The sequence below is a fragment of the Variovorax sp. KBW07 genome (assembly GCF_003852515.1).
Taxonomy (GTDB): Bacteria; Pseudomonadota; Gammaproteobacteria; order Burkholderiales; family Burkholderiaceae_C; genus Variovorax.
Window position 1 is genome coordinate 555 of sequence record NZ_QAJK01000077.1, and the last position, 13,956, is coordinate 14,510.

Consider the following 13,956-nt stretch of genomic DNA (forward strand, 5'->3'; position numbering starts at 1 on the left):
ACGACGCCGCCGAGCGCGGCCTGCGCAAGACCGACAGGCTGCCGCGCGACACGGACGGGCGCATCTTCCCGTCGCTGATCGTCTCGCTGCGGCCCAAGCGCTGATCCATGTATCGATTCCGGGCGGCTTTCACACGCCGCCCGGAACTTGATGAGTGCCTTGTTGTCTACACGCGGACAACAACAGCCGGGCCCCAGGCCCGCACAAGATGAACCCCACCGGCCGCATCCGCTACGGCAGCAGTCCGCTGCTCGCCAGCCCGACACTCGTCTGGCGCAGCAAGTTCATCGTGGCCAGCATCGCCTTCGGCTTCGTGCTGCTGGCAGGCCGGGCCGCCTATGTGCAGATCTTCAACAACGACTTCTTCCAGCACCAGGGCGAGGTGCGCTACCAGCGCACGCTGGAGCTGCCCGCCAACCGCGGCCGCATCCTCGACCGCAACGGCCTGATCCTCGCGTCCGACATTCCCGCCCCCAGCCTGTGGGCCATTCCCGAAGACATCGAGCGTGACGACCCGGCCGTGCAGGCCAAGCTCAAGGAGGCGGCCAGGCTGCTCGGCATGCCGCAGAAAGACTTCGACCGCAAGCTGGCGGACGAAGACAAGAGCTTCGTCTGGCTCAAGCGCCAGGTCGACCAGGCGGTGGCCAAGGAAGTCATCGCGCTGGGCATCAAGGGCATCTACCTGCGCCGCGACTACCGGCGCCAGTACCCCGAGGGCGAGGCGGCGGCGCACCTGGCCGGCTTCACCAACGTCGAGGACATCGGCCAGGAAGGCGTCGAGCTGGCCTTCGACAAGGAACTGGCCGGCAAGTCCGGCTCGCGCCATGTGCTGAAAGACCGGCTGGGCCACATCGTCGAAGACACCGAGGACCAGGTGCCGCCCACCCCCGGCCACGACATCCAGCTCAGCATCGACGACCGCGTGCAGTTCGTGGCCTACGAGAAGATCCGCGATGCCGTGGTCGCCAACAAGGCGCGCGCCGGCAGCGTGGTGGTGGTCGATGCCGAAACCGGCGAGCTGCTGGCCATGGCCAACTACCCCAGCTACGACCCCAACGACCGCCGCAACCTCACGGGCGAGCAGTTGCGCAACCGTGCCATGACCGACGTGTTCGAGCCCGGCTCGACCATGAAGCCGATCACCATCGCCACCGCGCTGCAGCTGGGCCGCGTCACGCCGCAGACCATCGTCGACACCAACCCCGGCCGCATCACCGTGGCCGGCGCCACGATCCACGACGACGAGAACTTCGGCGTGCTCACCGTGCAGGGCGTGATCCAGAAGTCGAGCAACGTGGGCGCCACCAAGATCTCGCAACGCATGACGGCGCAGGAAATGTGGAACTCGTTCACCGCCGTGGGCCTGGGCCAGAAGCCGCAGACCCCCTTCCCCGGCGCGGTGACCGGGCGCCTGCGGCCATGGAAATCGTGGCGCCCCATCGAGCAGGCCACCATGTCGTACGGCTATGGCCTTTCGGCGTCGCTGTTCCAGATCGCGCACGCCTACACGGCCTTCGCGCACGACGGAGAAGTCATTCCGGTGGGGCTCCTGAAAAGCACGGACACCGATCCGCCCGGCGTGCGGGTGTTCTCGCCGCAGGTCGCCAGCGAGGTGCGCAAGATGATGCACCTGGCGGCCGCGCCCGGCGGCACCGCGCCGCTGGCGCAGACGCAGGGCTACTCGGTGGGCGGCAAGACCGGCACCGCCCACAAACAGGTCGGCAAGGGCTACGCCAGCAACAAGTACCGCGCCTGGTACACCGGCATGTCGCCCATCGACAAGCCGCGCATCATCGTCGCGGTGATGATCGACGAGCCCAGCGCGGGCAAGTACTTCGGCGGGCTGGTGGCGGCGCCTGTGTTCAGCCAGGTGGTGCAGCAGACGCTGCGCATCATGAACGTGCTGCCCGACCTGGCGGTGGCGCCGCAGTCGTCGCATTGACGACCATTGCCGCGGCGCGCGCGGCGGCGGTGCCAACCGCCGTTCAGGGCGCCAGGCTCAGGCGCTTGACGTCCAGCTCGATCTTCTTGCCGAAGCGGTCCTTGTCGAGCTCGCCGGTGATCTCGACGCGCACCTTGTCGTCGATCTTCACGCCGGGCGGAAAGTGCTTGGCGTCGATCTCGATCTTCATGCGGCCGGTGTCGTCCGCAAAGGTGTAGTGCTCGCCGCCATCGTGCGAGACGATGAAGCCGCGCAGCGTGGCGTGCTGGTCGTCCTTGCCGGTGTCGAGCAGTTGCTTGACGTTCATGGCCGGCACCGTGCTCGGGCCCACATACTGCGCCCAGGCGGCCGACAGCGGCAGCGCGAGCGCAAGCGCCGCGCCCAGCGCCAGCGCGGTCTTCTTCAAGGTCTTGGTCTTGTTATGGGTCATGGCAATCGTTCCTCCGTTGAACAGCCTCTGATTGAAAAGAACCCGATGGACCTGCCGCGCCGCCGAATGTTCCCGGCGTGCGGCAGATCAGGCCGCATGACCCGGCCGCTCTACTCGTAGATGACCGCGGCCTTGCCGGCTTCCGCCTGCGCGGTCCAGCTTGCAAGGGCCGCGTCGGTCGGGAAGAACTTGGCGCGCTCGCCCAGTTGCAGCTCGACCTGCGCGCCGCCGCGTGCCATCGACAGGCGCACCGGCAGGCCCTGCACCAGCTCGCCGACTTCGGTCTGCTCGGTGCGCGGCGGAAAGTCTTTCACCAGCCGCGCGATGTCCGGCGCCTTGCCGTTCACCGCCACGCGCAGGAACTTGCCGAAGCGGCAGCGCGCCGTCGCAAGGTCCCACACCTGCTGCACCTGGAAGCGCGCCTCGAAGCCGCCGCGCGCCGGCTGGATACGGCCACTCACGATCACCAGTTCGTCGTCTTTCAGCGTGTTGCGGTTGGCGTTGATCAGCGCTTCGTCGGCCGTGGCGTCGATGGAATCGGACTTGTCGTCGAGCTTGAAGATTGCAAGGCGGCCGCGCTGGCCGTTGATCACGCGGAAGTCGCTCACGATGCCCGCGATCACCTGCTGGTCGCGGCTGTCGAGCAGGTCGCCGATCTCGCGCTTGCAGAAGCGCCGCACCTCGTGCGACACCTCGTCGAACAGGTGACCCGACAGGTAGAAGCCGATGGCGGTTTTCTCCAGCGTCAGCCGCTCCTTCACGCCCCACGGCGTGGCGTCGACCAACTCGGGCTCCTGCGTGGCCGAGCCGTGCTCTGCATCGCCGAAGATGTCGACCTGCGCCGCATTGGCGGCGGTGGCGCTGGCGAACTCGAAAGCGCGGTCGAGCGAGGCGCTCAACGCGGCGCGGTTCTGCTGGATCGCATCGAATGCACCGGCCTTGATGAGCGCTTCGACCGTGCGCTTGTTGATGCGCTGGCGGTCGATGCGCACGCAGAAGTCGTACAGGCTCTTGAAGGGCCCGCCCTCTTCGCGCGCCCGCACCACGGCCTCGACCGCGAGCTGGCCCGTGCCCTTGACGGCACCCAGGCCGTAGCGGATCACGCGATTGGTGACCGGCTCGAAACGGTAGTTGCCGCGGTTCACGTCCGGCGGCTCGAAGGTGATGCCGAAGTTTTTCTGGGCGTCTTCGAACAGCAGCTTCAGCTTGTCCGTGTCGTCCATTTCCACGGTCATGTTGGCGCAGAAGAATTCGGCCGTGTAGTGAACCTTGAGCCAGCCCGTGTGGTACGCCAGCAGCGAGTAGGCGGCGGCGTGCGACTTGTTGAAGCCGTAGCCCGCGAACTTCTCCATCAAGTCGAAGATTTCGTCGGCCTTGTCCTGCGGAATGCCGTGCGTCGACAACGCGCCCGCGCGGAATTTCTCGCGGTGCTCGGCCATCTCCTCGAGCTTCTTCTTGCCCATCGCGCGGCGCAGCAAGTCGGCGCCGCCGAGCGAGTAGCCGCCCAGGATCTGCGCGGTCTGCATCACCTGCTCCTGGTAGACCATGATCCCGTAGGTCTCGGAGAGCATCTCGGCCACGGCCGGGTGCGGGTACTCCACCTCTTCACGGCCGTGCTTGCGCGCCACGAAGCTGGGAATCAGGTCCATGGGGCCGGGGCGGTACAGCGCGTTCAGCGCAATCAGGTCTTCCAGCCGCGTGGGCCGCGCGTCTTTCAGCATGCCCTGCATGCCGCGCGATTCAAACTGGAACACGGCCTCGGTCTTGCCTTCCGAGAACAGCCGGTAGGTGGCTGCGTCGGTCAGCTTGATGTCTTCGAACGCGAAGTTCTCCTGGCCCTTGTGGCGCTTGACGATGAACTCTTTGGCAATCTCAAGGATGGTGAGCGTGGCAAGGCCCAAGAAGTCGAACTTCACCAGGCCGATGGCTTCGACGTCGTCCTTGTCGTACTGGCTCACGGCCGAGTCGCTGCCCGGCTGCTGGTAGAGCGGGCAGAAGTCGGTGAGCTTGCCCGGCGCAATGAGCACGCCCCCGGCGTGCATGCCGATGTTTCGCGTCATGCCTTCGAGCTTCTGCGCCAGCTCGACCAGCATGCGGACTTCTTCTTCCTTCTCGATGCGCGCCGCCAGTTGCGGCTCCATCTCGATGGCGTAGTTGTTCTTGTCGCCTTCGATCTTCGGGTCCGGCGGGTACTGGATCGTGATGGGCTGGCCCGGCTTGTTCGGAATCAGCTTGCTGATGCCGTCGCAGAACATGTAGCTCATGTCCAGCACGCGGCCCACGTCGCGAATGGCGGCGCGCGCCGCCATCGTGCCGAAGGTGGCGATCTGGCTCACGGCGTTGCGGCCGTACTTGTCCTTCACGTAGTCGATCACGCGGTCCCGGTTGCCCTGGCAGAAGTCGATGTCGAAGTCGGGCATCGAGACGCGTTCGGGGTTCAGGAAACGTTCGAACAGCAGCTTGTATTCGAGCGGGTCGAGGTCGGTGATCTTCAGCGCATAGGCCACCAGCGAGCCGGCACCCGAGCCCCGGCCCGGGCCCACCGGGCAGCCGTTGGCCTTGGCCCACTGGATGAAGTCGCCCACGATCAGGAAGTAGCCGGGGAACCCCATGTTCAGGATCGTGTTGATCTCGAACTCGAGCCGTTCCACATAGCGCGGCCGCTCGGCGTCGCGCTTGGCCTCGTCGGGGTAGAGGTGCTTCAGGCGCGCCTCCAGCCCCAGGAACGACTCCTGGCGGAAGAAGTCGTCGATCGGCATGCGCACGCCTTCGCTGACGAAGGGCGTCGGAAAGTCGGGCAGCTGCGGCTTGCCCAGCACCAGCGTGAGGTTGCAGCGCTTGGCAATCTCGACCGTGTTGGCCAGCGCGCTCGGCACGTCGGCAAACAGCGCCTGCATCTCGGCGGTCGACTTGAAGTACTGCTCTTCGGTGAACTTGCGCACGCGGCGCGGGTTGCCCAGAATTTCGCCTTCGGAAATGCAGACGCGCGCCTCGTGCGCCTCGTAGTCCTGGCGCTCGGCAAACTGCACCGGGTGCGTGGCCACCACCGGCAGGCTGAGGCGCGCCGCCAGCTTGACGGCGGCAATGACGTGCGGCTCGTCTTCCGGGCGGCCGGCGCGCTGCAGCTCGATGTAGAAGCGGTGCGGAAACATGCCCGCCAGCTGCAGCGCCAGCTCGGCCGCGCGCTCTTCCTGGCCTTGCAGCAGCGGCGCGCCCAAGGGCCCCGCCTGCGCGCCCGACAGCGCGATCAGCCCGCCCTGCAGTTCTTCGACCCATTCGAGCTTGCAGGCCGCCTGCGACTGGCCGCGGCTCACGTTCTGCGTCCAGGCCCGCGCCAGCAGCTCGGACAGGTGCAGGTAGCCTTCCATGTTCTGCACCAGCAGCACGATGCGGGTCAGCACGCCGGGCTCCTTGCCCAGCCCCTCGATGAAGATTTCAGCGCCGATGACGGGCTTGACGCCCTTGCCCCGGCCCTGCTTGTAGAACTTGATGGCCCCGAACAGGTTGTTCAGGTCCGTGATGGCCAGCGCGGGCTGCTTGTCGGCAGCGGCGGCCTTGACGACTTCGTCGATTCGGTTGGTGCCGTCGACGACGGAAAACTCGGTGTGCAGGCGCAGGTGAACAAACATCCACCCATTGTAGAAACCACCGCCTCCACGATGTGGGGTGGCAATCCCTACAATCCCGCCCCGTGCAAGAGATTTTGAATATCGCGGCCTACAAGTTCGTAGGCATAGACGACAGCCCCGAGCTGCGTGAAGACCTGCGCGCCCGCGCGCAGGCCCTGGGCCTCATGGGCACGATCCTGCTGGCGCCGGAGGGCATCAACCTGTTCCTGGCGGGCAGCGCCGACGGCGTGCGGGCCTTCCTGGCGCATTTGCGTGCCGACGCGCGCTTTGCCGACCTCGAAGCCAAGGAAAGCTGGTCCGAGGCGCAGCCCTTTCGCCGCATGCTGGTCAAGCTCAAGCGCGAGATCATCCGCATGGACCACCCGGCCATCCAGCCCGCAGCGGGCCGGGCGCCCGGCGTGGACGCGCCCACGCTCAAGCGCTGGCTCGACCAGGGCCACGACGACCAGGGCCGCGAAATCGCCCTGCTCGACACGCGCAACGGCTTCGAGGTCGACGAAGGCACCTTCGACGGCGCCATCGACTGGCGCATCACCAAGTTCACCGAATTTCCGCCCGCGCTGAAGGCGCACCGCGCCGATTTCGCGGGCAAGACGGTGGTGAGCTTCTGCACCGGCGGCATCCGCTGCGAGAAGGCCGCCATCCTGATGCGCGAAGAAGGCATCGAGAACGTGCTGCAGCTCGAAGGCGGCATCCTGAAATATTTCGAGCAGGTCGGCGGCGCGCACTACCACGGCGACTGCTTCGTGTTCGACGGCCGGCGCGCGTTGGCGCCCGACCTGAGCGCGCGCGCGGCCGAGGCCAGTGCCCGCGCGCCGGAAGACCTCGACCTGAGTCTCGGCCTGAAGAAATAACCGGCCCCTTCCATGCGCATCCTCCTGGTGGAAGACGAACTGGACATGGCCTCGTGGCTGATCCGGGCGCTGACCCAGAGCGGCTTCGTGGCCGACCACGCGCCCGACGCGCGCACCGCCGAAGCCTTCATTGCCGGCACCGAATACGACGCCATCGTGCTCGACCTGCGCCTGCCCGACAAGCACGGCCTGAGCGTGCTGGCCGACATGCGCAACGCCGACAACCGCACGCCGGTGCTCATCCTCACGGCGCAGGGCGCGCTGCAGGACCGGGTGCGCGGCCTCAACCTGGGCGCCGACGATTTCCTGACCAAGCCCTTCGAGCTGGTCGAGCTCGAAGCGCGCCTGTCGGCCCTGGTGCGGCGCAGCCGCGGCAAGCAGCATCCACGGCTTCAATGCGCTTCGCTCTCGTACGACAGCGAAAGCCATGCCTTCACGCTGCGCGGCACGCTGCTGTCGCTCACGCCGCGCGAGCAGGCCGCGCTCACGGCATTGCTGATGCGCAGCGGCGCGCCGGTCGGCAAGCCGCAGCTGTACGCCAAGGTGTTCACCCACGACAGCACCGCGGGCCCCGATGCCATCGAGGTGGTGCTGCACCGGCTGCGGCGCAAGCTCGCCGACAGCGACGTGCGCATCGTCACCGTGCGCGGCCTGGGCTACATGCTCGAGAGCATTGCCGAGGGACCCGATGGACTCAACTCCCCAGCCGGCGCACACGCCCCCACCGGCGACTGAGCCGCGCCGCTTCGGCATCCGCGCACGGCTGCTCGCGCTGCTGCTGCCGGGCATCGTCGCGCTGCTGGCGCTCGACAGCTGGAACGACTACCGCGCGCTGACCGACGCGCTGGTGGTGGCCTACGACCAGAGCCTGCTCGAACCCGTGCAGGCATTGGCCAATGGCATCGTCGTGGCCAGCGACGGCAGCGTGCGCGTGCAGGAGCCCTTCTCGATCCAGTCGATGTTCGAGTCGACCCACCTGCGCTACAAGTACCTGCACGTCGGCGTGCAGCGCATCGCCAAGGGCGAGCCGCTCGACATCCATGCACCCGAGACCACGCTCATGGGCGTGCCCGGCCTGCCACGGCCGGCCGAGCGCCCCGCCGACGGCACGCCGGTGTTCTACGACGCGGTGTACGAGCAGCACCCGGTGCGCGTGGCCGCGCTGCGGCAGACGGTGTACGACACCGTGCACCCCGGCACGGCATGGAGCGTGCTCATCCAGGCCGCCGAAGGCACCGGCCCGCGCACGCAGGCGCAAGACGAAACACTGCGCCAGGAGCTGCTGCGCGACACGCGCATGGTGCTGGTGATGGCCATCCTTGTGTGGCTCGGCGTGGCCTGGACCTTGCGCCCGCTGGAGCGCCTGCGCCGTTCGCTGCGCGAGCGCTCGCGCGACGACCTGAAGCCGCTCGACGCCAGCGGCGTGCCGCAGGAAGTGGTGCCGCTGGTCGAGGCCGTCAACCACCACATCGCGGGCCACCGGCGCATGGTCGCGGAGCATTCGCAGTTTCTTGCCGATGCATCGCACCAGCTGCGCACGCCGTTGAGCATTCTCTCGATCCAGGCCGGCTACGCGGTGCGCGAGACCGATCCGGCGCGCATGCGCGAATCGCTGCATGCCATCGTCGCGCAGCTCGCGCGCACGCGCCGCCTGAGCGAGCAGTTGCTGGCGCTGGCCCATGCCACCACGGAAGACGACGTCGCGCCGGTCGAGCCCACCGTGGTCGACCTCAGCGACATCGCGCGCGAAGTGGTGCTGCAATACCTGCCGCTCGCACGCGAGAACGACCAGGACCTGGGCTGGGTCGACGCACGCGGCGAATCCGAACCGCAAGCCGAAGAAGGCGAGGCGCCCGTGCTGCCCGTCAGGGCCAACGCCGCCGAACTGCACGAGGTGCTTGCGAACCTGGTGCACAACGCCATCAAGTACACGCCGCGCGGCGGCAACATCACGGTGACCGTGCGGCGCGAGGCTTCGCATGCACTGGCCGAGGTGTGCGACAGCGGGCCCGGCATCGCGCCCGAGCGGCGCGACAGCGTGTTCGAGCGCTTCCACCGCGACCCGGCCGCGGGTGCCGATACGGGCGTGGCCCAGGGCGCGGGCCTCGGCCTCACCATCGCGCGCAGCTATGCGCGGCGCAACGGCGGCGACATCGCACTCGACAACGCCGGCATGCCCGAGAGCGCCAACGGCGGCGGCTTGCGCGCCATCCTGCGGCTGCCGCTGCACGTCGCCTGAGGCGTCTTTTTGCAAGGGTTTCGCCGGATACGCCGGTACGTGATTACACGTATTTTGAGGGTCCCCGGCCCGTTTGCGCACCTTCCGAAAGGCGATTGAAAGCCTCGATTCCTAGACTGCGCTCCTTCCCAAACGAAGGAGACTTATGCAGCACCAGCTCGGTGAAGATCCGGCCTCGCACGCGCCTCGGCCCGTATCGAAATTCAAAAAAGACTACTACGGCGGAGCACTGCTGATCGTCATCGGACTGGCCGCGGTGTACGCCGGCATCGGCTACCGCGTCGGCGAACTTGCGCACATGGGGCCGGGCTTCTTCCCCGTCGCGCTGGGCAGCCTGCTGGCGCTGTCGGGCCTGCTGATCGCCGTCTCGGCGCGCGGCGACAAGCCCGCGGCCAGCGACGCCGCTTCGCACGGCCATCCGGGCGGCATGCCCGACCTGCGCGGCGGCATCTGCATCATCCTGGGCATCCTCGCGTTCCTGCTCTTCGGCGAATACGGCGGCCTGCTGCCGGCAACCTTCGCCATCGTGTTCATCTCGGCGCTCGGCGACCGCGACAACACGCTGACCGAGGCGGTGCTTCTTTCGCTCGCGATGAGCTTCATCGCGGTGGTGGTCTTCTGGTGGGCGCTCAAGTTGCAGCTCCCCCTGTTCCAGTGGGGAGGCTGACACCATGATCGGTCAATCGCTTCACGACCTGTGGTTTGGTTTCGGCGTTGCCTTCCAAGGCTCGAACCTGCTGTGGTCTTTCTTCGGCGTGCTGGTGGGCAACCTGATCGGCGTGCTGCCGGGCATGGGCGCGCTGCAGGCCATCTCGATCCTGCTGCCGCTCACCTACGCGATGCACCCGGTGCCCGCCATCCTGATGCTGGCCGGTATCTTCTACGGCTCGCAGTACGGCGGCGCCATCGGCGCCATTCTGATGAACATGCCCTCGCACCCGCCGCATGCGGTGACGTGCCTGGACGGGTATCCGATGACCAAGCAGGGCAAGGGCGGCGTCGCGCTCGGGGTGACGATGATCGCGTCGTTCTTCGCGGCGTCGGTCGGCATCATCGTGATGATCTTCGCCTCGCCGCTGCTGGTGCAGATCGCCTTCAAGTTCGGCCCGACCGAGATCTTCTCGATCATGCTGCTGGGCCTGCTCGCGGGCTCGACCATGTCGCGCGGCTCGCCGCTCAAGGGCGTGGCCATGACCATCTTCGGCCTGCTGTGCGGCGTGGTCGGCACCGACGTGAACAGCGGCAGCTTCCGCTTTGCGTTCGGCCTGCCTGAACTCAGCGACGGCCTGGAGCTGGTGGCCATTTCGATGGGCCTGTTCGGCGTGGCCGACTTCCTGCTCAACGTGAACCGCATGAAGACCATCGGCGACACCGGCACGCTGAAGCTCAGCGACATGCGCCCGAGCAAGGAAGAGCTGAAGCGCGCCTTCCCCGCGATGATCCGCGGCACCCTCGTCGGCACCGTGTTCGGCGCCATGCCCGGCACCGGCCCGACCATCACCACCTTCATTGCCTACGCACTGGAGCGCAAGGTGTCGAAGACGCCCGACAAATTCGGCACCGGAATGATCGAAGGCGTGGCCGGCCCCGAGGCCTCGGCCCACTCGAAGACGCAGGTCGACTTCATTCCGACGATGAGCCTGGGCATTCCGGGCGACGCGGTGATGGCGCTCATTCTGGGTGCGCTGCTGATCCAGGGCATCCAGCCCGGCCCGCAGCTCATCACCGAGCACCCGGACATTTTCTGGGGCCTGATCGCCTCGTTCTGGATCGGCAACGTGATTCTCGTGGTGCTCAACGTGCCGCTGATCGGCGTGTGGGTGAAGCTGCTGAAGGTGCCCTACAAGTACCTCTTCCCAGCCGCGATGTTCTTCATTGCGACCGGCGTGTACAGCACGCAGAACAGCCTGTTCCAGATCTGGGAAGTGCTGGTGTTCGGCATCGTCGGCGCGCTGCTGATGACACTGGAGTTTTCAGTCGCGCCCATTCTCCTGGGCTTCGTGCTCGGGCCGATGGTGGAAGAAAACTTCCGCCGCGCGCTGCTGCTGTCCCGCGGCGACATGTCGGTGTTCGTCACGCGGCCCATCAGCGGCACCTTCATCGGCCTGTGCGCACTGCTGCTGGCGGGCGTGGGCTACTCGGCCTGGCGTGCCCGTGGCGGGCGCAAGTCGGTGGTCGAACTGCCGAAGGCACCGGACGGTGCGCCGCCCGCGGAAGCGGTGTCGATCAGCGGCGAGTAAAGCCAAGCTGCGCAACGACACGCAGAGTGCCAATGCACGAAGGGCCCGCCGAGCGGGCCCTTTTTCTTTGCGTCACCGTGCCCGGGACAAGGCCCGCGCCAGCACGTCGAACACGCGGTCGTCCTGGCACTGCGCCGCATTGAAGCGAAGAAAGTCGCCCGCGCTCGACGACTGGCTGAACGCGTTGCCGGGCGCGAGCACCACGCCCTCTTTCAGGCATGCGCGTGCGACGACACCGGCGTCGATGCCTTTCGGCAGCCGGCACCAGAGGAACATGCCCGCCTGCGGCATCAGCCAGGGCTTGATGCCGATGGCCTTGAGCCGGTTGGCGGTTTTTTCCAGCGCCTCGGTGATCCGCACGCGCACCGCCTCCATGTGCTTGCGATAGCCACTGTCGGTCAGTGCCGTCAGCAATATCTCCGCCGCCAGCCGCCCGCCGCCAAAGCTGGTGGCGATCTTCAGGTCGACCAGGCTGTCGATCCAGTCGGGGCGCGCCGCGATGTAGCCGCATCGCAGCGACGCCGAGAGCGTCTTCGAAAAACTACCGATGTGGATCACGCGCGAGAGCCCGTCGAAGGCCGCGAGCCTGGGCGCGGGGTTGAGTTCGAAGTCGGCGAATATGTCGTCCTCGACGATCACCAGATTCGAGCTGTCGGCCAGCTTCAGCACGCGGTGCGCCGTCACCGGCGAGAGCACCGCGCCGGTGGGGTTGTGAATGCCGGAGTTGGTGATGTAGAGCCGGGGCGCGTGCGCCTGCAAGGCCGCGCCGAAGGCCTCGACGTTGGGCCCGTTCGGCGTGTACGGAACGCCCACCACCTTCACCCGGTGCGCCTTCAGCAGCGCCAGAAAGTTGAAGTAGCAAGGGTCGTCGACCAACACCGTGTCGCCCGGCTCCAGCAGGAAGCGGCAGATCAGGTCGATGGCCTGCGTGCCCGATTCCGTGAGCATGATCTGCTCGGCCGGTGCCTCGATGCCCGACGCGGCCATTCGCCGGGCCAGCAGGAGGCGCAGCGCCGGAAGGCCGAGCGGCGTGGCGTACTCCGCCAGCGCCACGTTGTCGGAGCGTGCCGCCGCGCGCAACGCACGGCGCATGCCCGCCTCGTACATCCACGACGCGGGCAGCCAGCCGCAGCCGGGCTTGAGCACCGAGGCGTCTTTCTCGAGCGACTGGCGCGAAACCCACAGCGGATCGACCTCGCGCTCCAACTCGGGGCCGATGCCGGCCAGCGCGAGCGGCGCCACCGGTCCCGACACATAGAACCCCGAGCCGGGCCGCGCCCCGATGACGCCTTCCGCCGCCAGCCGTTCGTAGGCCTCGACCACGGTCGAGACCGAGAGCCGCATCGCCTTGGCCTGCGCGCGCACCGACGGCAGCCGCGTGCCCGGCAGGCTGGCGCGGGAAGCGATCTTCGAACGGATCTCGGCCATGACGGCATCGATGCGCGTGCGGCCTGGTTTCACGGGGAGCGGCTTCAACTGTACGGCTCCAAAATACATAACAGTTCTTTTAAATTGTATTGGACTGTCCCTGTGTTCCGCAGCATCCCCATGCTCCACTCGAAGGCAATCAACGAAGGAGCAGGCATGCAAAAGACGGCGAGCGGATGGCTCGACGGTTTCATCGGGGTGGTGATCTTCGCGGGCTCGCTGCCGGCGACACGCGCCGCCGTGAAAGACTTCAACCCGACCTTCCTGACCTGCGCGCGGGCCAGCATTGCCGCCGTGCTCGGGCTGCTGCTCCTGCGCGCCCTGCGGCAGCCGCGCCCGGCACTGAAAGACCTGCCCGCGCTGGCCGTCGTCGCGCTGGGCGTGGTGGTCGGCTTTCCGCTGTTGACCGCGCTGGCGCTGCAGCATGTCTCGTCCGCGCACTCCATCGTCTTCGTCGGCCTGCTGCCGTTGTGCACCGCGATCTTCGGCGTGCTGCGCGGCGGCGAGCGTCCGCGCCCGGCCTTCTGGCTGTTCTCGATTCTCGGCAGCGCCTTCGTCGTCGGTTACGCCGCGATGGGCGGCATCGAGGCCTCGGTGCAGGGCGACCTGCTGATGCTGGCAGCCATGGTCGTGTGCGGCCTGGGCTATGCGGAAGGCGCGCGCCTGTCGCGCACGCTGGGCGGCTGGCAGGTCATCAGCTGGGCGCTGGTGCTGTCGTTGCCGGTCATGCTGCCGATCGCGCTGGTCACCATGCCGGCGTCGTTCGAGCACGTCGGTGCGCCGGCGTGGCTCGGCTTTGCGTATGTCTCTGTTTTCAGCATGCTGATCGGCTTCATCTTCTGGTACCGCGGCCTGGCGCTGGGCGGCATCGCGGCGGTCGGGCAACTGCAACTGCTCCAACCCTTCTTCGGTCTTGCCCTGGCGGCACTGCTGCTCAACGAGACCGTAAGCTGGACGATGTTGGTCGTGACGCTGTGCGCCGTGGCCTGCGTTGCGGGGGCAAAGAAGTTCGCGGCCTGAGTTGCTGCGTTGCTTGCGCTTCTGCGGGAAACGGTTGTGTTCAGGGCGACGCCCGCGCCGACGGTGTGCTCTGCTCCGCGAATGTCCCCCGCTTCGCTCCTCCTTTATTTCGCTGCGCAGAGCACACCATCCGCGTGAGCGTCATCAGAGTGGTCGTTGATCAGCGGTACACCA

At 67.2% G+C, this 13,956-nt stretch carries 10 protein-coding genes; 7 read left to right on the forward strand and 3 right to left on the reverse strand.

What is annotated here, in order from left to right; all coding sequences use genetic code 11:
- Nucleotides 1-208 precede the first annotated feature (208 nt).
- On the forward strand, nucleotides 209-1,942 hold the full coding sequence (locus DBV14_RS17055; protein ID WP_124460349.1) for a penicillin-binding protein 2: 1,734 nt from the start codon (nucleotides 209-211) through the stop codon (nucleotides 1,940-1,942).
- Between the two features lie 43 nt (nucleotides 1,943-1,985).
- Here DBV14_RS17055 and DBV14_RS17060 read toward each other — a convergent pair whose 3' ends face one another.
- Both DBV14_RS17060 and dnaE read right to left on the reverse strand, forming a co-directional pair.
- Nucleotides 1,986-2,372 carry a YgiW/YdeI family stress tolerance OB fold protein gene (locus DBV14_RS17060; protein WP_124460350.1) on the reverse strand — a complete coding sequence of 129 codons (387 nt, stop codon included), beginning with the start codon at nucleotides 2,370-2,372 and terminating at the stop codon, nucleotides 1,986-1,988.
- A gap of 110 nt (nucleotides 2,373-2,482) precedes the next feature.
- Nucleotides 2,483-6,001, reverse strand: coding sequence for a DNA polymerase III subunit alpha (dnaE, locus tag DBV14_RS17065; protein ID WP_124460351.1), 3,519 nt, complete (start codon nucleotides 5,999-6,001; stop codon nucleotides 2,483-2,485).
- A 62-nt stretch (nucleotides 6,002-6,063) separates the two neighbouring features.
- On the opposite strand from dnaE, the gene DBV14_RS17070 reads away from it, so the two are divergent.
- From DBV14_RS17070 to DBV14_RS17090, 5 genes are all read left to right on the forward strand, one after another.
- A complete protein-coding gene (locus DBV14_RS17070) occupies nucleotides 6,064-6,855 on the forward strand; it encodes a sulfurtransferase (protein WP_124460352.1) in 792 nt (263 codons plus the stop codon).
- A 12-nt stretch (nucleotides 6,856-6,867) separates the two neighbouring features.
- Nucleotides 6,868-7,590 (forward strand): response regulator, encoded by a 723-nt coding sequence (locus DBV14_RS17075; RefSeq protein ID WP_124460353.1) that lies wholly within the window; start codon nucleotides 6,868-6,870, stop codon nucleotides 7,588-7,590.
- On the forward strand, nucleotides 7,544-9,094 hold the full coding sequence (locus tag DBV14_RS17080; protein ID WP_124460354.1) for a sensor histidine kinase: 1,551 nt from the start codon (nucleotides 7,544-7,546) through the stop codon (nucleotides 9,092-9,094). The genes DBV14_RS17075 and DBV14_RS17080 overlap by 47 nt, the downstream gene beginning before the upstream one ends.
- Before the next feature lie 145 nt (nucleotides 9,095-9,239).
- Entirely contained in the window at nucleotides 9,240-9,761 is a 522-nt protein-coding gene (locus tag DBV14_RS17085; RefSeq protein WP_185546044.1) for a tripartite tricarboxylate transporter TctB family protein, read from the forward strand.
- A 4-nt stretch (nucleotides 9,762-9,765) separates the two neighbouring features.
- A complete protein-coding gene (locus tag DBV14_RS17090; protein WP_124460355.1) occupies nucleotides 9,766-11,334 on the forward strand; it encodes a tripartite tricarboxylate transporter permease in 1,569 nt (522 codons plus the stop codon).
- 72 nt (nucleotides 11,335-11,406) lie between these two features.
- Here DBV14_RS17090 and DBV14_RS17095 read toward each other — a convergent pair whose 3' ends face one another.
- The gene (locus tag DBV14_RS17095; protein ID WP_124460356.1) at nucleotides 11,407-12,795 is read right to left on the reverse strand and encodes a PLP-dependent aminotransferase family protein; all 1,389 of its coding nucleotides are present in this window, start codon (nucleotides 12,793-12,795) and stop codon (nucleotides 11,407-11,409) included.
- Nucleotides 12,796-12,918: 123 nt separating this feature from the next.
- Here DBV14_RS17095 and DBV14_RS17100 point away from each other — a divergent pair, with 123 nt between their 5' ends.
- Nucleotides 12,919-13,782, forward strand: a complete 864-nt coding sequence (locus tag DBV14_RS17100; protein WP_124460357.1) for a DMT family transporter — start codon at nucleotides 12,919-12,921, stop codon at nucleotides 13,780-13,782.
- Nucleotides 13,783-13,956 lie beyond the last annotated feature (174 nt).